This window comes from Nocardiopsis coralli, from assembly GCF_014892575.1.
Classification (GTDB): Bacteria; Actinomycetota; Actinomycetes; order Streptosporangiales; family Streptosporangiaceae; genus Nocardiopsis; species Nocardiopsis coralli.
In genome coordinates this window covers 32620-52013 of the sequence record NZ_JADBGI010000002.1, presented here as the reverse complement: position 1 = coordinate 52013, position 19394 = coordinate 32620, and the positions used below count along the sequence as shown (strand labels likewise).

Annotated in this window: 19 protein-coding genes; 6 read left to right on the top strand and 13 right to left on the bottom strand. The window is 74.3% G+C overall.

Annotated elements, in window-relative coordinates:
* Positions 1-177: 177 nt before the first annotated feature.
* Complete coding sequence (locus IDM40_RS02190; RefSeq protein ID WP_193120182.1) at positions 178-903, top strand: creatininase family protein; 726 nt, start codon at positions 178-180, stop codon at positions 901-903.
* Here IDM40_RS02190 and IDM40_RS02185 read toward each other — a convergent pair.
* The 7 genes from IDM40_RS02185 to IDM40_RS02155 form a co-directional block, all read right to left on the bottom strand.
* On the bottom strand, positions 839-1927 hold the full coding sequence (locus IDM40_RS02185) for a lysylphosphatidylglycerol synthase transmembrane domain-containing protein (protein WP_328806915.1): 1089 nt from the start codon (positions 1925-1927) through the stop codon (positions 839-841). The genes IDM40_RS02190 and IDM40_RS02185 overlap by 65 nt on opposite strands.
* Before the next feature lie 358 nt (positions 1928-2285).
* A complete protein-coding gene (locus IDM40_RS02180; RefSeq protein ID WP_193120181.1) occupies positions 2286-3068 on the bottom strand; it encodes a methyltransferase domain-containing protein in 783 nt (260 codons plus the stop codon).
* Positions 3065-4105, bottom strand: a complete 1041-nt coding sequence (locus tag IDM40_RS02175) for a glycosyltransferase family 4 protein (protein WP_193120414.1) — start codon at positions 4103-4105, stop codon at positions 3065-3067. The genes IDM40_RS02180 and IDM40_RS02175 overlap by 4 nt, the downstream gene beginning before the upstream one ends.
* Before the next feature lie 2 nt (positions 4106-4107).
* The gene (locus IDM40_RS02170) at positions 4108-4491 is read right to left on the bottom strand and encodes a 6-pyruvoyl trahydropterin synthase family protein (RefSeq protein WP_193120180.1); all 384 of its coding nucleotides are present in this window, start codon (positions 4489-4491) and stop codon (positions 4108-4110) included.
* A gap of 56 nt (positions 4492-4547) precedes the next feature.
* The gene (locus tag IDM40_RS02165) at positions 4548-5522 is read right to left on the bottom strand and encodes a zinc-dependent alcohol dehydrogenase (RefSeq protein WP_193120179.1); all 975 of its coding nucleotides are present in this window, start codon (positions 5520-5522) and stop codon (positions 4548-4550) included.
* Positions 5523-5592: 70 nt separating this feature from the next.
* Positions 5593-6312, bottom strand: a complete 720-nt coding sequence (locus IDM40_RS02160; protein ID WP_328806913.1) for a CDP-alcohol phosphatidyltransferase family protein — start codon at positions 6310-6312, stop codon at positions 5593-5595.
* Positions 6305-6934 carry a GTP cyclohydrolase II gene (locus tag IDM40_RS02155; RefSeq protein ID WP_193120178.1) on the bottom strand — a complete coding sequence of 210 codons (630 nt, stop codon included), beginning with the start codon at positions 6932-6934 and terminating at the stop codon, positions 6305-6307. Before IDM40_RS02155 ends, IDM40_RS02160 begins: the two co-directional genes overlap by 8 nt.
* Before the next feature lie 694 nt (positions 6935-7628).
* Between IDM40_RS02155 and IDM40_RS02150 the strand changes: the two genes are divergently transcribed.
* The 3 genes from IDM40_RS02150 to IDM40_RS02140 all read left to right on the top strand — a co-directional run bounded on the left by IDM40_RS02150 (position 7629) and on the right by IDM40_RS02140 (position 10045).
* Complete coding sequence (locus tag IDM40_RS02150) at positions 7629-8570, top strand: hypothetical protein (protein WP_193120177.1); 942 nt, start codon at positions 7629-7631, stop codon at positions 8568-8570.
* A gap of 137 nt (positions 8571-8707) precedes the next feature.
* Positions 8708-9469, top strand: coding sequence for a thioesterase II family protein (locus IDM40_RS02145; protein ID WP_193120176.1), 762 nt, complete (start codon positions 8708-8710; stop codon positions 9467-9469).
* A gap of 54 nt (positions 9470-9523) precedes the next feature.
* Positions 9524-10045, top strand: a complete 522-nt coding sequence (locus IDM40_RS02140; RefSeq protein WP_193120175.1) for a GNAT family N-acetyltransferase — start codon at positions 9524-9526, stop codon at positions 10043-10045.
* 112 nt (positions 10046-10157) lie between these two features.
* Here IDM40_RS02140 and IDM40_RS02135 read toward each other — a convergent pair whose 3' ends face one another.
* On the bottom strand, positions 10158-11039 hold the full coding sequence (locus tag IDM40_RS02135; RefSeq protein ID WP_193120174.1) for an aldo/keto reductase: 882 nt from the start codon (positions 11037-11039) through the stop codon (positions 10158-10160).
* 109 nt (positions 11040-11148) lie between these two features.
* A complete protein-coding gene (locus IDM40_RS02130; protein ID WP_193120173.1) occupies positions 11149-12012 on the bottom strand; it encodes an NAD(P)H-binding protein in 864 nt (287 codons plus the stop codon).
* A gap of 101 nt (positions 12013-12113) precedes the next feature.
* On the opposite strand from IDM40_RS02130, the gene IDM40_RS02125 reads away from it, so the two are divergent.
* Entirely contained in the window at positions 12114-12689 is a 576-nt protein-coding gene (locus IDM40_RS02125) for a TetR/AcrR family transcriptional regulator (RefSeq protein ID WP_193120172.1), read from the top strand.
* 70 nt (positions 12690-12759) lie between these two features.
* Here the strand turns inward: IDM40_RS02125 and IDM40_RS02120 are convergent, their stop codons facing one another.
* Complete coding sequence (locus IDM40_RS02120; RefSeq protein ID WP_193120171.1) at positions 12760-13545, bottom strand: IclR family transcriptional regulator domain-containing protein; 786 nt, start codon at positions 13543-13545, stop codon at positions 12760-12762.
* Positions 13546-13739: 194 nt separating this feature from the next.
* On the opposite strand from IDM40_RS02120, the gene pcaD reads away from it, so the two are divergent.
* Positions 13740-14531, top strand: a complete 792-nt coding sequence (gene pcaD / locus IDM40_RS02115; protein ID WP_193120170.1) for a 3-oxoadipate enol-lactonase — start codon at positions 13740-13742, stop codon at positions 14529-14531.
* 52 nt (positions 14532-14583) lie between these two features.
* Here the strand turns inward: pcaD and IDM40_RS02110 are convergent, their stop codons facing one another.
* The 3 genes from IDM40_RS02110 to IDM40_RS02100 all read right to left on the bottom strand — a co-directional run bounded on the left by IDM40_RS02110 (position 14584) and on the right by IDM40_RS02100 (position 19362).
* Entirely contained in the window at positions 14584-15420 is an 837-nt protein-coding gene (locus IDM40_RS02110; protein WP_193120169.1) for an SAM-dependent methyltransferase, read from the bottom strand.
* Between the two features lie 322 nt (positions 15421-15742).
* Positions 15743-16387 carry an SWIM zinc finger family protein gene (locus tag IDM40_RS02105; protein WP_193120168.1) on the bottom strand — a complete coding sequence of 215 codons (645 nt, stop codon included), beginning with the start codon at positions 16385-16387 and terminating at the stop codon, positions 15743-15745.
* Complete coding sequence (locus IDM40_RS02100) at positions 16384-19362, bottom strand: DEAD/DEAH box helicase (RefSeq protein ID WP_193120167.1); 2979 nt, start codon at positions 19360-19362, stop codon at positions 16384-16386. Before IDM40_RS02100 ends, IDM40_RS02105 begins: the two co-directional genes overlap by 4 nt.
* Between the last annotated feature and the right edge of the window lie 32 nt (positions 19363-19394).

Genomic DNA, 19394 nt, shown 5'->3' with positions numbered 1-19394 from the left:
CTTCTACGAACGTTCCACCGGCCGGGGTGAGGTGACCACCTCGATGATGGGCACGGTGACACTGGCCTGGGGCGGCACCTGCCAGATCGAGGTGCCCACGGCGCGCGGAGATCACCTGACCCGCCTGCCGGCGCTCGGACACGGGTCTGTCCCCTCGCCCGAGGGAAGACCGAACCCATGCACGAGAGCGAGTACGGCGCCCTGCCCCTGACCACCGGCCCCGAGGAGGGCGCCCGCGACGCCCGGGTCGCCCTCCTCCCGGTCGGCAGCCTCGAACAGCACGGCGCACACCTGCCCCTGGTGACCGACACCGTCGTGGCCTGCGTCCTGGCCCGGGAACTGGCGCGCGCGTACCCCGTGCGGACGCTGCCCCCGCTCACGTTCGGGTGCTCCCACGAGCACGCCGCCTGGCCCGGCACGGTGAGCGTGTCCGCGCGCACCCTCGACGCGGTCGTCACCGACATCGCCGCCTCCCTGGAACCGGCGCGGCTGGCGGTGGTCAACGGACACGGCGGCAACCACGTGCTCGCCAACACCGCGCAGGCCTCGGGCGGGAGGATCGCGCTCTTCCCCGGACCTCAGGAGTGGGAGGCCGCGCGTTCGGAGGCCGGACTGGCCACCGACAACGACACCGACATGCACGCCGGGGAACTGGAGACCTCCGTGCTGCTGCACGCGGCCCCGCACCTGGTGCGCCCCGGGTACCGCGACGCCGACCACCTGACCGGGCCGCGCGACCACATGGGCGTGCTCGGGCTGGCCCCCTACGCCCCGTCCGGTGTGGTGGGACGGCCCTCCCTGGCCCGGGCCGACAAGGGGCGGGTGGTGCTGGCCTCGCTCACCCGGCGCTTCGCCGGCCACCTGCAGGCGCTGACCGGGGACCCCGGTCCGACCCCGCCGTAGGGCCGGCTCGCCGGGTACCCAGCGCACGCGCCACCAGGACCACCAGCCCCGGGGCGGCCGCGACCAGGGCCAGCAGACCGTAGACCACCGAGACCGTCACACCCGCCTGGGCCCCGAGCCCGGCCGCGGCGAAGGCCGCAGCGGTGGCGGCCTCCCGCGGACCCCACCCGCCCACGTTCACCGGGACGCTCATCGCCAGCAACGCCACCACCGCCAGCGGCACCAACTGGGTGAGGGGAGCAGTCGCACCCGCGGCGGACGCGGCGACCAGGAACAGGCCCACGTGCCCGGCCAGGGCCACCGCCGACAGCACCACGACCGCGGGCGCGTGTCCGACCAGTCCGGCGCGGGCCTCCAGGGCGCTCGTGCGCAGGGCACGCCACCACCGCGGTCGGCGTTTGCGGCCCAGGCGCAGCCCGACCGCACCCGCGGCCAGCACCGCGGCCACCGCTCCGGCCGGGACCGCCACCGCCCCCAGACCCGGGCCCAGGAGCGCCGCCGGGAGCGTGACCAGCACCAGGACCGCGGCGGCCGCCAGCACCATCTGCCCCGCCACCCGTTCCAGGACCACCGCGCGCACCCCGCGCCCCAGTTCACCGGTGTCGCGCCCGTGGCTGACCGCGCGGTGCACGTCGCCGAGCACACCCGCGGGCAGGACCGCGTTCAGCAGCATCGCCAGGTAATAATCGGCCACCGCCCGCGGTCCCGAGAGCCGCAGGCCCACCGCACGTGCGACCACGGTCCAGCGGGCCGCACTGGCCACCGTCGTCACCGCGCCCACACACAGCGCCCAGAGCAGGACGGACGGCTGCAGAGCGGCGAAGGCCGAGGTGAAGGCCTCCGCGGGGAACCACCAGACCACCGCGAGCAGCACGGCGCCGCCCACGGCCGCGCGCAGCCACGCACCGCCCCGGCCCTGCCGGGACCGCACCGATCGGCCCTCGGTGCCTCCCCGGGACGAGTCTTGCGCGGACCGGTCACGGTCGTACACCGGTGCCGCGCTTCCCCCTGCTGCAGTGCTCACTCGGTCCCTTCTCCGACGGTGCCGACGTTCCGGCCCGAACCCGGCCGGCCGCCCCCACGGCCCCTCACCCCTGGTCTCCCCGGCGCCCCGGCCCTCAACCGGTCTCGCGTCCCACCGTGGCACGGGTGGGCGTATCCAGTGGTGCTATCGCAAGGCCGAAGAAGGAGGCCCCTACTGTGCACTGCTTCGCAAGCTCAGCAATATCGCACAGCGGGGGCCCGGCCCGGAAGTGCCGTTGACGGATGAGAACGCCGTGAGAGTGCCGCTGGAGCGTCGCGCAGACAGAGATGCTGCGCCGAAGGCGTCCGTTGAGGGCGGCGGCGGGTGACGGTGAGGGCCGGTGTTCGCCAAACAGGCCCTACGCCCGCGCCGACGGCTCGGGTGGCAGTACCGCGAGATCGGTGTGGTGCACCGTCGCGTGCAGGCGCCCCTCGGCGTGCTCGGCCAGGCGCCGTTCCAGGTAGGCGCGGGCGGGCAGGGCGGGGTGGTGTTCGGCTGCGGCACCGACCCACCCGCGCAGCCATGCCTCGGTCAGGTCGGGGTGGCGCGGGCCCAGGTGCCACGGGCTCGGGAAGTGCCGGACCCGCCGCCCCATCCGGTGCAGGACCTCGGTCAGCAGCGGAGCCGCGTCGGGTCCGAGGCGGCCTCCGCGCCGCTGGTGGGCGTCGAAGGCCGCGGCGAACTCCCCGTCCCACGGGTCGGCGGGCCACAGTTCCACCCGGCCCAGCACGGTCAGGGCGAACAGTGCCGGGCACCCCAGATCGACGAGGATGCGTGCCAGGTGCACGGCCTGGTCCTCGGTGAGCAGGTCGAGCAGCGCCGAGGCCACCACCAGGCTCACGCCGTGCAGGTCCCCGGGGCGGAGTGTGTCCAGGTCCGCTTCCAGGGTCCGGGCCGGAACGGGGACGGAGCGCCGGGCCAGGTCCAGGAGTTCGGGGTCGCGGTCCACGAGCAGCCAGCGCCCGGACCCGGGAAGGCGCGGCACCAACCACCGCGCCATGGACCCGGTCCCGCACCCCAGGTCGGCCACGAGCGCGCCGTGGCCGTAGACCAGGGTTGGCGGTCCGGTGGCGCGCGCCTCGGCGTCGGCGTTCTCCCGCAGGGCCAGCCACTCGGGCGCGAACCCCTCCGCGATGCTCACGGCCACCTCTCACGGTCGAGCACGGCGGCCATCTGCTCGGCCGCCCGGTCCCATCCTGCCAAGGTCCCCCGGCGCAGGCGGGCCGAACGCCGCAGACCTTCGCGCAGCCCCGGATCGTTGCACCACGCGTGCAGTGCGCCGGCCAGGGCGGCGGGGTCGCCGGGTGCGACCAGGATCCCCGGGCGGGACCCGTCGGGCGCGCGGCCCAGCGCCTCGGGTACTCCGCCGGTCTGTGTGGCCACGACGGGGACGGCGCGTGCCAGGGACTCGGTCACCGCCATGCCGTAGGTCTCCGCGCGGGAGGCGAGTACGCACAGGTCGGCGGCTGCGCGGGCCTGGTCCAGGTAGGTGCCGGTCAAGGGCCCGGTGAAGCGCACGCGGTCCTGCCATCGGCGTTCGGCGACCGTTGCGCGCAGCTGGTCGGCGTGGGCGCCCGTGCCAGGACCCACGCAGGTCAGGTGCCAGGGTTCGGTGTCCAGGCGGGTGAGGGCGGAAAGCAGGACGTCGTGGCCCTTGCGCGGGGTCAGCGAGGCCACGCACACCAGGTGGGAGCGCCCGTCCGTGCCGGGAGCCGGGGGAGCGGGGTCGGTCCCGGGGGCGACGGTGGCCACGCGGGTCAGGCCGTGCTGTTCCTGCAGGTGGCGGCGGGCCCAGTCGCTGGTGGCCACCGACCGCGCGGCCGAGCCCAGGGCCCGGTGTTCGAGGGTGTGGCGCTCGGATGCCTCGGAGGGGGTGAGCCCGCCCTCCAGGGCCAAGGGAAGGTGCACCAGGACCACCAGCCGCAACCGGCGTTCGTGCGCCGCAAGCACGTCGGGGGCTGTGCACGCCACCAGTCCGTCCAGGAGCACCACAGCGCCCTCGGCCGCGCCGTCCAACGCCCGCGCGAGCCCGGCGCGGTCGGCTGCCGAGGGCACGGGCCAGGAACCGGGTACCTCGACCACCCGTACCGGGCGCCCCGCCGCCGCCAGAGCCTGGGCCAGGCGCCGGTCGTAGACGTCGCCGCCGCTGGGCGCCGACGGTTCCGGCACCACGAACACGGTCACAGGTCGAGGTCGAAGGAGGCCCAGGCCACGTGCGACTCGTGCAGGGTCACGCTGAGCCCGGCCAGCCCCCGCTCACGGGCGCCCATCCGGTCGGCGACGCGCTGGGCCACCACCCCCGCCAGGTACTCGGAGGTGGTGTTGACCCCGGCGAAGTCGGGTTCGTCGTCGAGGTTGCGGTGGTTGAGCCCGCCCAGGACCGCCGACAGGATCTGCGCGGCCTCGGCGATGTCGACGACCACCCCGTCGGGGTCCAGGTCCCGGCGGCGGAAGGTCGCGTCGACCACGAACGTGGCCCCGTGCAGGGCCCGGGCCGGGCCGAAGACCTCGCCCCGGAAACTGTGCGCGACCATCATGTGGTCGCGGACGGTGACGCTGTACACGCTGTGCTGCTCCTCTGGTCCTCTGGTCGGGTTCCGGTTGTGGTCCGCGGCGCCGGTCAGTCGTAGACCACCCGGTGGCACAGCGCCGGAAGGCTCCCGTCGGCCAGGCGCGGCAGCACCTCCGGGAGGTCCTCGAACCGGCTCTGCCCGGTCAGCAGCGCGTCGAAGGCCGGGTCGGCGAGCAGCCGCAGCGCCAGGGCCAGGCGCTCGGCGTGGTCGTAGCGCGATCGGCGGGCGGGGGAGATCATGCCGACCTGGCTGGCGCGCACGGCCAAGCGCTGGGAGTGGAAGTCCTCGCCCAGTGGCAGTATCACCTGCCGGTCCCCGTACCAGCTGAGCTCCACGACCTCGCCCTCGGGCGCGAGCAGGTCCAGGGATCGGGTCAGCCCGGACTCGGTCGCGCTGGTGTGGAAGACCAGGTCGCAGTCGGTGTCGGCGTCGGCGGGGGAGGCGAAGTCCACCCCGAGCGCGTCGGCGGTCTCGGCGCGTTCGGGCACCACGTCCACCAGCTGCACCCGGGTTCCGGGCACACGCGAGACGAGGCGGGCCACGCAGCAGCCGACCATGCCCGCGCCCACGACCGCGACCCGGTCGCCGACCTTGGGGGAGGCGTCCCAGAGCGCGTTGACGGCGGTCTCCACGGTCCCGGCCAGCACGGCGCGTTCGGCCGGAACCGGGTCGGGGACCAGGGACAGCGCTTCGACGGGGACCACAAATCGGTCCTGGTGGGGGAAGAGGGTGAAGACGGTGCGTCCGACGAGGTCGGCCGGGCCCTGCTCGACCTCGCCCACGTTGAGGTAGCCGTACTTGAGGGGGCCGGGGAAGTCCCCCTCCTGGAAGGGCGCCCGCATCACCCCGTACTGGTTGGCGGGCACGCCCCCGTCGAAGACGAGGGTCTCGGTGCCCCGGCTGATCCCGGAGTACCAGGATCTGACCAGGGCCTGGCCCGCCTCCGGAGCGGGCAGGTCCACGTCGCGGATCTCGCCCCTGCCGGGGGCGCTCACCCAGAACGCGCGGCCGGTGTGTCCCACGGTGACCCCTTTCCTGGCCGGTCTCGGGTCGGGCACGGCGCGGCGACCCGGAGCCGGCGCGCCGCTGTCCCTACCCTCTCAGGAGCCCCTGCACCGCGCCGGCCGGTCCCCGTCCACGGGCCCGGTGACGCACGAGCAGCCACCGCACGTCCCGGCCGAAGGACCACACGAGCGCTGCCAGCGCCGATCCCACCAGGGCAGCGGCGGCCGGGGCCGGAACCACGGGCGCCGCGGCCGCGACCAGCGCGACACCCTGGACGGCGGCCACCACCTTGCGTGAGCGCCGTTCGGGCAGCGGTGCGGCCAGCCAGGGCCAGGGGACCGAGGCGGCCCAGAACACGTACCGGGCCGCGCCCACCAGCAGCACCCACGCGCCCAGGTCCGCGGCCACGTGCACACCCAGGACCACGAGGACGAACGCGTCCACCTCCATGTCGTAGCGGGCGCCGAAGGCCGTGGCGGTCCCGGTGCGCCGGGCCACGAGTCCGTCCACCAGGTCCAGGGCCAGCGCGAGCGCGGCCAGCGCCACCAGGGGCCAGGCGGGGCCGCCCTGCGCGGCCAGGGCCACCACCCCGCCCACGAGCACCGCTCGCATTGTGGTCACCGCGTCGGCCGGGCCCAGGCCGCGGCCGTGCGCCGCCCACCCGAGCAGGCACGCACCGACGAGGGTGTACAGCGAGCCGGCCGCCCACGCGGACGGGGCCAGGCCCACCCAGGCGTGCAGGGCAGCCAGGAGCGCCGCCTGCCCTGCGGCTCCGGCGGCGATCCACCGCACAGGGGTCTCAGACACGGGGCTCCCTCAGGTGGGGGAGGTCGTGGCCGAGCCGGTCGCGTTTGGCGGTCAGGTAGCCGAGGTTCTCGGGGCGGGCCGGGGCGAGCAGCGGGACCCGTGAACGCACGGGGACCCCGCGTGCGGTCAGTGCGCGCGCCTTGTCGGGGTTGTTGGTCAGTAGCCGGACCGAACGCACGGCGAGGTAGCGCAGCACACGGGCGGCGGGGCCGTAGTCGCGGGCGTCCACGGGCAGGCCCAGGGCGGTGGCCGAGTCGACGGTGTCCAACCCGCTGTTGTCCTGCAGTGCGATGGTGCGGGCCTTGTCCACGAGCCCGATCCCGCGTCCCTCGTGTCCGCGCAGGTAGACCAGGACCCCGGTGCCGTGGTCGGCGATGGTGTCCAGCGCTGAGGAGAGTTGGTCGCCGCACTCGCAGCGCAGCGCGGAGAAGACGTCCCCGGTCACGCACTCGGAGTGCACCCGCGTGAGCACGTCGTCGGCCCCGGCGGGCTCGCCCGCGACCAGCGCCAGGTGTTCGTTGCGGTCGACCGGGTCGCGGAAGGCCACGGTCCGGAACACGCCCCGCGCCGTGGCCAGTTCGCTCTCGGCCACCGACGCCGGATCCAGGCTCTGTTCGCTCATGGCCCCCTCGTTCCACCGCCATCGGACACACCCCGGCGGTGCCCGGACCCGTGCCACAGGAAACCTGCGCCCCACCCATCCCGGCGGGGAACCGACGGGAACCGCGCCGCCTCAGTGGCGCGTCGCTGTGCTCGCCCGTCGCCGTCCTCGAACGGGTCCCTGCCCGTTCCCACCCGGGGCTGCTCCGTTCGTGCGGGTGCACCACTGGATACGTTCGCCCCGCACCGGCCGCCACCTGGTCAGGTGCCGTGTTGTAGCGCCGCGCTGCTGTGCCCGGCGTGCGCCTCAGGCGCAGCACCGTTCCCACCGTGGGTCGACGGGGGCGGCCAGTCACACGGCCGGAGCGGCAGGCGCCCCGATCCCGCGCCACCCACGGGTGGCCGATTCCGGTCAGGTGCGCTCAGACCCGTCCCCTCCGGGCATGTACCGGACGGCCGTACGCCCCGGCCCCGACCGCCCTGCCACAGGCCCCTGCCGGGGCGCTGGAACCGGGCCTGTGCGGCACACCCCGACCGCAGAACACCCGTCACCGACCGACCGCCGCCCGCCACACGCCCACCAGTCTCTGCCCATCCGTCATGGCAAGTGAACGGAACCTTCGGTTCGGACCGTCCACTGCGAGGTGCAGCCGCAGCCTCGACGGCGGGGCCCGTCGTGTGCGGGCGGGCGGCATCCCCGACCGAGAAAGGCCCGGATGGACACCGAGCACCGCGCCCCCGGCGACGCGCCCGCGGAGGACATCGGCGACGCCCCCGCCACCGGGGACGTCCCCGACGAAGCACCTGCGCCCGAGGACGCCACCGGCGACGCGCCCGGGTCGGCTGGCCCGTCGCCCGCCGAGCCTCGCACGCCCCTGCGCGCCCGCATCGGCGCGTGGGCACGGTTCCTGCTCGGCCGCGCCGCCGTGGCCCTGGTCCTGGCCGCCGGTCTGGTCCTGGTCAGCGGCGCGGGCCCCCTCCTGCGGGACGCGGCCGACCCCGGGCCGGGTGTGCTCGGCGCGATCGTGCTCACCGAACCGGCCCCGCTCATGTACCCCTGGTACGCCGTCGTGCTCGCCCACGCGCTCCTGCTCTGCCTGCTCCCGCGCGGCCCCTGGCCCGTGTTCGTGTTCGCCGCCGCCGTGGTCGTCACCGCCCTGGCCTGGCTCTCCGTCCCCGCCCCCGACCCGGTCGCCCTGCCCCCGGAGCCCTCCGGCGGCGCCGCCGACCTGGCCGCCGCGCTCTTCGGTACCGATGCGCCCCCGGCCGCCCAGGAGGTCACCGCCGGGTCCCTGGCCCGCATCGTCTTCGGCGTGCTCGTGCTCAGCGCGGCGGTGATGATCGCCCGCGACGTGCGCGCGCCCCGGCCCGACCGGGCTCCCGGACCGCCCCGCCGCACCACCGGAACCCTCGTGGCCGCCGGCGTCTGCGCGCTCCTGGCCCTGGTCGCTCTGGTGTGGACCGCCGCCCTCCTGTACACCCTGGCCACCGGCGATCCGTCCCTGCGCGAGGGGCGCCTGGGGGCCTTCGTGGAACCGGACACACTCGCCCCCGGCCGCGGCTGGGCCGAACGCAGCGCCGCCGCCCTGACCCTGGTCGCGCTACCCCTGCTGTACGCGGGGGTGCAGGGCGCACGCACCCTGCTGCGCCGTACCTGACCCGCGCCCGATCCGCCCCGAACGCCCGCGGCACAGCGCCGGGGGCGGGGCCCTCTGTGTCCCCGTTTTTATTACTCGCTGGTAAGTTCGCCGTGTTGTGGCGGCCACCGGCCGCGTCCCGGCGACGGAGGAGACCAGTGCACCAGGGGGCCCTCACCAGGCTCAAGACCGTTCCCGACTGCCGCTTCCGGCTGTTCGTCCTGCACCACGCGGGCGGAACGGCGCAGGGGTACCGTCCCTGGGTCCGGCACTTCCCCGACGACTGGGAGATCTGCCTGCTCCAGGCCCCCGGGCGCGACACCGCCGCCCACCTCGAACCCATCGGCGACGCCCGCGCCCTGGCCCGCCACCTGGCCGAGGCCACCGCCGGCCTGCGCGACCGCCCCTACGGCCTCTTCGGCCACAGCATGGGCGCCCTGGTCGCCCACGAGATCGCCCACCTCCTGCTCGCCGACCTCGCCGAACCCGACCCCGCCTGGCTCGGTGTCTCGGCCTGGAGCCCTGCCCACGGCCCCGAACGCGAGTCACCCCGCCACCTGCGCACCGACGCCGAACTCCGCGAGATCGTCGCCCGCATGGGCGGCACCTCCGCCGCAGCCCTCACCGACCCCGACCAGTGGGCCCGCATCGCCCCCGTCGTCCGCGCCGACCTGGGCCTGGTCGACACCTGGCGCCCCGACCCCGCGCGCCCGCCCCTGCACCTGCCGGTCTCGGTCCTCGGCGGCGCCGACGACCGCGGCATGCCGCCCTCCCGACTGTCCGCCTGGCGCGAGCACACCGCCGGGCCCCTGGAACACCACACCCTCCCCGGCGACCACTTCTACTTCGTCGGGCGCACGCGCGAGGTGGTCGAACGCATCGTCGCCGACGTCCGTGCCCGCGTGCCCGCTGTTGCGTGATCCGGGACACTCCACCCCCTGTTGCGGTGCTTGGTCCCGGGTTACCGTTGTGATATGAGCCTTGAGTTGTCTACTGACCGGCTCCTCATCCGGGAGTGGGAGCTGGGCGACGCCGAGGCGGCCCTGGAGGTCTACGGGGCCGACGAGGTCGCGCACTGGCTGACACCGGAATGGCGCCCGGTCAACGATGCCGCCGCCATGCGTTCGGTCCTGCACGCCTGGATCGAGTCGGGACCCAACCTGATGCCGCCCGCGGGACGTTGGGCCATCGTCCGCAGGGAGGACGGACAACTGGTGGGAGGGCTCTCGGTGAAGCTCCTTCCGCCCTTCGAGGAGGATTTCGAGCTCACCTGGGCGCTGCGTCCCGACGTCTGGGGCCAGGGTTACGCCACCGAGGCCAGCAAGGCCATCACCGAATGGGCCTTCAAACAGGGCATCGAGGAGATCTTCGCGGTCGCCCGGCCCAAGAACGAACGTGCGATCGCCGTCGCCCGTCGCCTGGGCATGGAATGGGTCGGCGAGACCGAGAAGTACTACGACATGCGTTTGCAGGTCTTCCGGCTGCGCCCCGGCTGAGAAGCGGGCCGAGCGAGGCCCGGGCGGGGACGCCCGCGCAGTGCACGCACACACGGGCAGGGGACGTGCGGCAGAACCGCACGGCCCCTGACACGTTCGGGGGACCGGCCCGTCAGCTGCCCAGGAACTGACTGATGCGTTCCACCTCGGCCTCCGACAGCCGCACCGAGGCCGCCGCCGTGTTCTCCTCCAGGTGCGCGACCCGGGACGTGCCCGGGATCGGGATCATCACGGGGGAGCGGTACAGCAGCCAGGACAGCGCCAACTGCACCGGCGTGACCCCGTGCTCGGCGGCGATCGAGGCCAGCGGCGACTCGGGCGCGGCCATCTCCCCGCGTGCGACCGGCGCCCAGGGCAGGAACGCGATGCCGTCCTTCTCGCACTGCTCCAGCACGTCCTCGGACTGTCGGAACGAAGGCGCGTACTGGTTCTGCACCGAGGCGATCGGCGTGATGGCGCGGGCGGCGCTGAGCTCGTCCACCGTCACCTCGCTCAAACCGATGTGGTTGATCTTGCCCTGCTCGCGCAGTTCCACCAGGGCGCCGAGCTGGTCGGCCAGCGGCACCTCGGGGTCGATGCGGTGCAGTTGGAACAGGTCGATGCGTTCCACACCCAGGTTGCGCAGGCTCAGCTCGGCCTGCTGCTTGAGGTAGGCGGGCCGTCCCAGCTTGTGCCACTCGGAGGGGCCGGTGCGCGCCAGTCCGGCCTTGGTCGCGATGACCAGGTCGTCGGCGTAGGGGTAGAGCGCCTCCCGGATCAGCCGTTCGCTGATCTGGGGTCCGTAGGAGTCGGCGGTGTCGATGAAGGTGATGCCCAGATCCACCGCCCGTCGCAGCACGGCCAGGGCCTCGTCGCGGTCGCGCGGCGGCCCCCACACCCCGTCGCCCACGACGCGCATCGCTCCGAAACCCAGTCGGTGGACCGGGAGGTCCCCGCCGATCCGGAAGATCCCCGACCGTTCGGCGATGTGCGGTGTGGCGTGTACGTCGGTCACGGTGCTCCTGCTCGGTCTCTCGTCCGGTTTCGGGGAAGGATCTCAGGACGGACCGGGTACCGCAAGACGCCACGGACGCCCGCAGGGGCCGCCACGGCGGGCGTCGGCCTCACCGGAAGGCGTCCACGTGATCGGCCACCCACGAGGCGTAGTCGCGGCCCGGGTGCCCCATGACACGTTCGTAGTCGGGCGAGACGATCTGCGACAGGTCCCACTCGGCGCCCTCGTCCTCGGGATCGCTCCCCCACAGCAGCCAGTCGCACAGCTGCGGCGGGACACCGTTGGAGATCCACAGCTCGCGTGCCTCGGCCAGGCTCAGGTGCACGAAGGAGACCGTGCGCCCCAGCGCCCGGGAGATCACCTCGGCGCGCTGGGCCGGCGTGATCGCCTCCGGCCCGGTGAGCTCGTAGGCGCGGCCCGTGTGGCCCTCCCTCAGCAGGGCCGCCACGGCCACGTCGGCCACGTCGCGCTCGTGGACCGGGGCGCCGGGCTGGTCGCCGTGCGGGGCCCGGATCACCCCTTCGGTGCGCACCGAGGCGGGGAAGTCGTCGAGGTCGTTCAGCATGAACTCACCACCGCGCACGTGTGTCCACTCCATGCCGGAGCGCTCCACGGCGTACTCCAGCGGACGGTGGTGCATGTGGCCGAAGTTGCCCTCGCTGCCGTCGCCGTCGTTCTCCACCGAGGACGAGGACAGCACGACCACACGCCGCACCCCGGCCGCACGCATGCGCTCGACCACCGCGTCGTGGTCCCTGGCCAGTACCAGGAGGAAGACCGCGTCCACCCCGTCGAAGACACCGTCGAGGCTGTCGGGCACGGTCAGGTCCCCGCCGAGCACCCGGACCCCGTCGGGGAAGGAGCACCGGTCGGGGGAACGCGTCAGCGCGCTGACCTGCGCGCCCTCGGACAGCAGGGACTCGGCGACGAGGCCGCCCACGGCGCCGCCGGCGCCGGTCACCAACACGTGCATGTTCACTCCATCGTGGAACTGAAAAATCTTTTTATGAGACATCAGTGTCCCACAAAAAGACATGTCTGTGCACCCTCTCAGAACTGGGTACCTTTGCGCCCATGACCGATACCGCCGACCGGGCCGCCACGGGTGCCCGCGGCCGCACCCGCCGGGCCATCCTCAGCGCCGCCGCCACCGTCCTGGGCCAGGACCGCAACGCACCCCTGTCGGCCGTGGCCCGGGCCGCCGACGTCGGGCGCAGCACCCTGCACCGCTACTTCCCCGACCGCGACGAACTCGTGTCCGCCACCTACGAGGACTCCCTCGCCGAGATCGGCCGGGCCATGGAGGAAGCGCGTCTGCACGAGGGGCCGGCCCTGGAGGCCGTGCGCCGCATGATCGCCGCGCACATCGAGGTCGGCGACCGGGTCGTCTTCGCCTTCGGCGACCCCGCGCTCGCCCAGGCCCACGACACGGGGGAGGAGGCCGACGAACCCGAGGAGATCGTCGCCCTCTTCGCCCGCGGGCAGGAGGAAGGGGCCCTGGACACCAACGTCGAACCCGAATGGTTCGTGCACGTGATGTGGGCGCTGGTCTTCACCGGCCTGGACCTGGTGCACACAGGGCGCATCTCACGCCACGACCTCGTGCCCCGCATCCTGCGCACCTTCGAGCGCGGTGCCCTGGTCCGCTGAGCGGTCGCCGCCGCGGGGCCCGCTGCCCAGGGTTCCGGGCGCAGCCGGGGGAGGCCCGGCCCTCCCGCCCTCAGCGCCGGTCGACCGCCCACAGGTCCGACTCGATGCGCTCGGCGGTCGTGCGCAGCTCCGGGAGCAGCTCCTCCAGCACTTGGTCGATCGAGGTGCGGTTGGCGTGCGCGGAGATGTTGACCGCGGCCACCACCTCGCCGGAACGGTCGCGCACCGGCATCGCCAGCGAGCGCAGCCCCTCCTCCAGTTCCTGGTCGACCAGCGCGTACCCCTGCCCGCGCACCCGCTCCAGCTCCGCGCGCAGCTGTGCCGCATCGGTGAGGGTGAAGCGTGTCAGCGCGGGCAGCTCCACCCGCTCCAGGTAGGGGTCCAGCTCCTCGTCACCGCGCCCGGCCAACAGCACGCGCCCCATCGACGTCGCCGAGGCCGGGAAACGGGTCCCCACCGTCACCGACACCGTCATGATGCGCGAGGCCGCCGAGCGCGCCACGTACAGCACCTCGTCGCCGTCCAGCACCGAGGCCGACGCGGACTCGCGCACCCGCGCCGACAGGTCCTGCAGGTGCGGCTGGGCCACGTCCGGCAACCCGGCCGAGGCCACATAGGCGTAACCCAGGTCGAGCACGCGCGGGGTCAGCGAGAACAGGCGCCCGTCGGTGCGCACGTACCCCAGGTCGGCGAGGGTGAGCAGGAACCGCCGTGCCGCGGCGCGCGTCAGGTCGGTCTCGCGGGCCACCTCGCTCAGCGTCATGGAGGGGCGTTCGGCCGAGAAGGCGCGGATCACGGCGAGTCCGCGTTCCAGCGACTGCACGAAGTGCCCGCCGCGGGTCTGGTCGTCGGGCATGGCCGGGCCTTCCTGGTATCGGGTCTGCTGAGTCCGATGTTCTCATGCCGAACGGCCCCTGCGTGACGCCAGGTACCGGCCCCAACCCCTGCGGGGCAGGCGATCCGGCCCGCACCCGCCCCGCGGCGTCACCCGCCCGGCGCCCGGGTAGGACCGGCGCGAGAGCCATCCGAACCGAACGGAGCACGGAACCCTTGAGCGTCGAACTCCACCACACCGTCACCGGGCCCGAGGACGCCCCCACCCTGCTGCTGGGTGGATCCCTGGGCTCGACCACGCAGATGTGGGAACCCCAGGTCGAGGCGCTGTCCACGGCCCTGCGGGTCGTCCGCTTCGACATGCGCGGGCACGGCCGCTCCCCGGTGCCCGACGGGCCCTACACCATGGCCGACCTGGGCGGTGACGTGCTCGCCCTGCTGGACCGCCTCGGCGTCGAACGCACCCACTACGCCGGGCTGTCCCTGGGCGGCATGGTCGGCCAGTGGCTGGCGGTGAACGCCCCCGAACGCATCGACCGCCTCGCCCTGCTGGCGACCTCCCCCTACCCCGGCGGGCCGCAGAACTGGCTCGACCGCGCCGCCCTCGCCCGCGATCAGGGGCCCGTCGCCCTGGCCGACACCGTCGTGGGCCGCTGGTTCACCGAGGACTTCGCCAAGGCCCGCCCGCACGAGGTCACCGAACTGCGCGACGGCATCGCCGACACCCCCGCCGAGGGTTACGCCGCCTGCTGCGAGGCCATCTCCCAGTGGGACGTGCGCGAGGACCTGCGCCGCGTCGGTGCCCCCACCCTCGTCGTCGGCGGAAGCGAGGACCAGGCCACCCCCGTCGACGGCAACGCGGCCCTCATCGCCGACCGCATCCCCGGCGCCCGGCTGAGGGTGCTCGACCACGCCGCGCACCTGTTGTCCTGGGAGCAGGCCCCGCGGGTCAACACCCTGCTGACCTGGCACCTGGCCCAGGCCGGACCGGAACTGAGCGCCCGGTGAGGCGCCGGCCCCGGGCACCCGACGCGCCCGGGGCCGACCCCCGACGGCAGCGTCAGGGCTTGTAAGCGACCCCCGAGAGCTCCCACAGCTTGATCTTGTCGTCCTCCGGGCGGGCGACCGGGGCGAGGTCGGGGTGGCGCCAGCTCGCGCAGTCCACCACCCGCGGACCCTCGTCGCGCCCGTCCGGCCACGCACTGACCGGAACCAGGCCGTCGAAAGCGGCCTCGGCCTCACGGGGCGAGCGCACGCGGCCCCACGGGGTCCCGAAACCGCTCATCTGCTCGGTCAGCCAGGCCGCGGTGCCCGGATCGTCCGAGACCAGGTGGGAGTAGATGAGGTAGGAACCCGGCGCGAGGCGGTCCATCGTCCGGCGCACCAGGTCGAAGGGGCGGTCCTCGTCGGGCAGGCAGTGCAGCATCGACACCAGCATCAGGCACACCGGCACGTCCAGCTCGATGAGCGCCCGGACCTCGTCGGAGTCCAGGATCCCGTCGATGTCGCGCAGGTCGCTGAGCACGAACGCGGTCCCGGCCCGGTCGGTCAGCAGCGCCCGCCCGTGCACCAGCACGACGGGGTCGTTGTCGACGTAGACCACGCGGGCACGGGGGTCGGCGCGCTGGGCGACGTTGTGGGTGTTCTCGACCGTGGGCAGGCCCGCGCCCAGGTCCAGGTACTGCACCACCCCGTGGCGGGCCACGTGGTCCACCGCCCGCGACAGGAAGGCCCGGTTGCCCAGCGACAACGCCGAGATCTCGGGAATGCGTTCCAGAAGGGTGTCGGCCGATTCCCGGTCCACCGTGAAATTGTCCTTGCCGCCCAGGAAATAGTCGTACATCCGTGCGACACTGGGCGTGCGCATGTCGATCCCGGGGGGAATGCGTTCGTTCATCGGCGCTGCGGGGCCACCTCGCCCCGGGGCCGGGCGGGCGGGACCCCTGCCTCCTTCTCGGTGGTCGTCGGTGCGCGCGTGCGGGGCGAGGCCGAACACGCGGGAACACGGCCGTTCAGGCGCATCGTAGAACGCACACCGCCGCTGTGACCGGCTTTTCGGCGAGAAATTCATCCACGTGAACTCTTTCTTGCCGCGCTCGTGTTCGGGCGGGCTTCTCGCAGCGGGCCGGGGCGTTTCCGTGCGCTCGGCTTTTCCGGCTGCTTTCCGTCACGCGTGGCCGGGGCAGGGGGATGATCGGGCCTTTTCCGCGGGGACGGGATCACTCGGGACGGTCGAAGACCGGCAGGTCGTCCCACAGCGAACCCGGCGCCGCGGCCCGCACCCGGGGCCCCGTGCCCGGCAGGCCCTCCGGCAGCTCGGGCAGCACGGGCGCCGACCAGAACACCGCGGCCGAGGCCGGGTCGGGGTCCCCGTCCTGCGGATCCCCGGGTTCCACCTCGCCCCGGTGCGCGGCGGCCGCGGACACCCGGGCGACGAACGCGGCCTTCTCACCGCCGGCCCACCGCACCAGCACGAACGGGTCCGCGTCCGCGCGCGCCGCCAGCTCGGCCACCACCGCCCCCAGGTGCGCGCACACGCCGTCCCAGTGCGCACAGGTGCACGAGGCCGCCAGCGGGCCCCACCCCGAGGGCACCAGCGGCAGCCCCACCACCGCGAACACCCGCGCCAGCTCGACCGGCAACCGCCCGTCCAGGGCCGGGGCACGGAAGACCGGCTGGGAGGCCAACGCGGCGCACACCCGGTCCCAGTCCTCCTCCTCGGCCACCGGGCGGGCCAGGCTCACCTCGTGCCCGGCCACCCGCGCACCCACCTCGCCCGGGCGCACCGACCAGCGCTCCACCGGCCCCGGCGCACGCCCCGGGGCGGGCAGGGCCTCGGCGACCAGCTGCGACCACGCGCTCATCCGGCCACCGCCTCCGGCGCCAGCCGCACCACCTCGCGCAGCTCCTCCACCGACAACCCTGCGAGTCGCTCCTCACCCGTGGCGACCGCACCCTCGGCCAGAGCGCTCTTGCGGGCCATCATCTCCTCCACCCGTTCCTCGACCGTGCCCACGCACACCATCGTGCGCACCTGCACGTCACGGCGCTGGCCGATCCGGAAGGCCCGGTCCGTCGCCTGGTTCTCCACCGCCGGGTTCCACCAGCGGTCCACGTGCACCACGTGGTTGGCCGCCGTCAGGTTCAGCCCCGTCCCGGCCGCCTTGAGGGAGAGCACGAAGACCGCCGGCCCCTCGGAGTTCTGGAACCGCTCGACCATCGCCTCCCGCTCCGACCTGGGGGTGCCGCCGTGCAACCACAGCACCGGGACCCCGAGCCGCGAACGCAGGTACGGCGCCAGACGCTCCCCGAAACGTGCGTACTGCGTGAAGCACAGCGCCTTGTCACCCTGGGCCACGACCTCGCCCAGCACCCCCTCCAGGCGTTCGACCTTGCCCGAACGACCCACCAGCGCCGACCCGTCACCCAGGAACTGCGCCGGATGGTTGCAGATCGCCTTGAGCCGCGCCATCGTCGTCAGCACCAGCCCCTTGCGCTCGTGCTCGTCGGCCTCGTCCAGGCGCCGTGCCATCTCGTCCACGACCGCCTTGTACAACGAGGCCTGCTCGGGGGTGAGCGTGCACCACGTCTGCACCAGGTGCTTGTCCGGCAGGTCGGAGATGATCGAACGGTCGGTCTTGAGCCGGCGCAGCACGAACGGCCCGGTCAACCGGCGCACCAGGTCGGTGTTCTCGCCCTCGCCCTGTTCCGCCTCGGCCCGATCGCCCACCGCACGCCGGAAATCGGCCGCGCTGCCGAGCAGCCCCGGGTTGGCGAAGTCCATCACCGACCACAGCTCACCCAGGTTGTTCTCCACCGGGGTACCGGTCAGTGCGATACGGGTCTCGGCCGGCAACGAGCGCACCGCCCGCGCCTGCCCCGTGTCGTGGTTCTTCAGCGCCTGCGCCTCGTCGCACACCACCCGGTGCCAGGGCAGCGCCGCCAACTCCTCGCTGTCGCGCGCCACCACCCCGTAGGTGGTCACCACGAGGTCGCAGGCGCCCACGAGCCGGGCCAACGCGTTGCCGGAGGGCCGGTCGGGGCCGTGCTGGACGTGCACACGCAGCCCGGGCGCGAAGCGTTCGGCCTCCCGGCGCCAGTTGCCCACCAACGACACCGGGCACACCAGCAGCGTCGGACCGGCCGCGGCCCCCTCGGCACGCTCGTCGGTCAGCACCGCCAACAGCTGCACCGTCTTGCCCAGGCCCATGTCGTCGGCCAGGACCGCGCCCAACCCGAGCTCGCCCATGAACCGCAGCCACGACGCCCCGCGGTCCTGGTACGGGCGCAGCTTGCCCTCGAAACCGCGCGGGGAACCCATCGGCTGCAGCTCGGCCCGCGCGCCCCCGTCCAGCAGCCGGCCCAGTGGACCGTCGGCGACCACGTCGGCCACCGGGACCGGGGTCTGTTCCACGCCCACGGCCACGCGCAGGGCCTGTTCACGGCGCATGCGGCCGCGCTTGCGCATCGCCGCCAGGGCGCCCTCGACCTGCTCCGGGTCCATCTCGCACCAGCGCCCGCGCACCCGCACCAGGGAGCGCTTGAGCCGCGCCAGTTCGGAGAGCTCGGCCAGTTCCGCCTGGTCCAGGGGCTCACCGCCGCCGTCGGCGCCCAGCAGCGCTTCGAAGGAGACCGCGACCAGGTCGGTGGGGCCCACACCGCCGCCGCGGCGCTTGCCCTGGCCGTCCGAGACCGTCATGCGCAGCCCCAACGCCTGGCGGCCGGCCCACTCGGGGAGCACCACCCCGAACCCCGCCCCGCTCAACAGCGGCGCGTACCGGGCGACGAAGGTCTCGGCGCCCTCGGTGCGCAGGCTCAGGTGCGTGGGCGCGGCCTGGTCGGCCACCTGCCGCAGCGCCGGGTAGTGCCGGGCCGCCGCGCGCAGGTCCGCCGTGGCCGTGGTGCCCACGTCGTCGGGCAGCCAGGCCGCGCCCTCACCCGACCACACCTGTTCCAACGGCAGCCGGAGCCCCGGGTCGGCGGCCGAGCGCACCCAGAACTCCACCGACCACACCTGCGGGCCCTCGCCCTCGGGCTCGCGCAGCAGGAACAGCAGCTCGGCCCGGCCCGCGCCCTGCACCCGCGACCGCCACCGCCGCAGGGGACCGCGCAGCCGATCGGCGCTGCCCTGGTCCACGCGCGGATCCGGGCCGGTCAGGGCCCGCGACAGCACGGCCTCGGGGGAGGAGGTGCGCTCGGGGTCGGGGCGAGCGGGCGTCGAGGCGCGCCGGCGGGCCACGGCGTCGGTGAGCAGCTCCACCGGCGCGAGCACACACCGGCGGGCCACCGTGTCGGCGTCGGCCTCCCACAGGTGGGCGCGCGCCGCCGCCGGCAGGGCCGCGGTCAGGGCCGACAGGTGGCGTTCGGCCTGCTCGACCGGGGCCGGGCGCCAACGCGCGCGGGGCGGGCGGCCCACCAGGTCGGGCAGCACACACCCGGTTCCGACCAGGTGTTCGGCGAAGTCCAGGACGGCGCGCAGGTGCCTGGTGCCCGGACCGTGCGCGGTGCCTTCCGGGGCAGGGGCGGACAGGAATTCGGTCGCCTCGGCAGGGGACAGGCGCACGGCCGGAACGGTCCACGGGTGGGCCCCGGCCGGCCCGGTGTCACGCGGGGCGAGCGACGAGTGCACCGGCCCCGTGGGGTCGCCCGGCAGCGTCAGGGTGAGCTGTCCGGGGCGCCCGCGCACACCCGCGCCCGACAGCGCCGCACGCAGCACGCCCGCCGTGAGCGCGAAGGGGTGGGCCCCGGTGTGCGCGCCGGGCGGTATTGCGGCCGGGCTCTCGGCCTCGCCCCAGACCGCGAGCGCGTCGCCGTCCCACACCCCGTGCAGCACCAACACCCTCGACACCCTCCCCGGACGGCTCGTTCCTC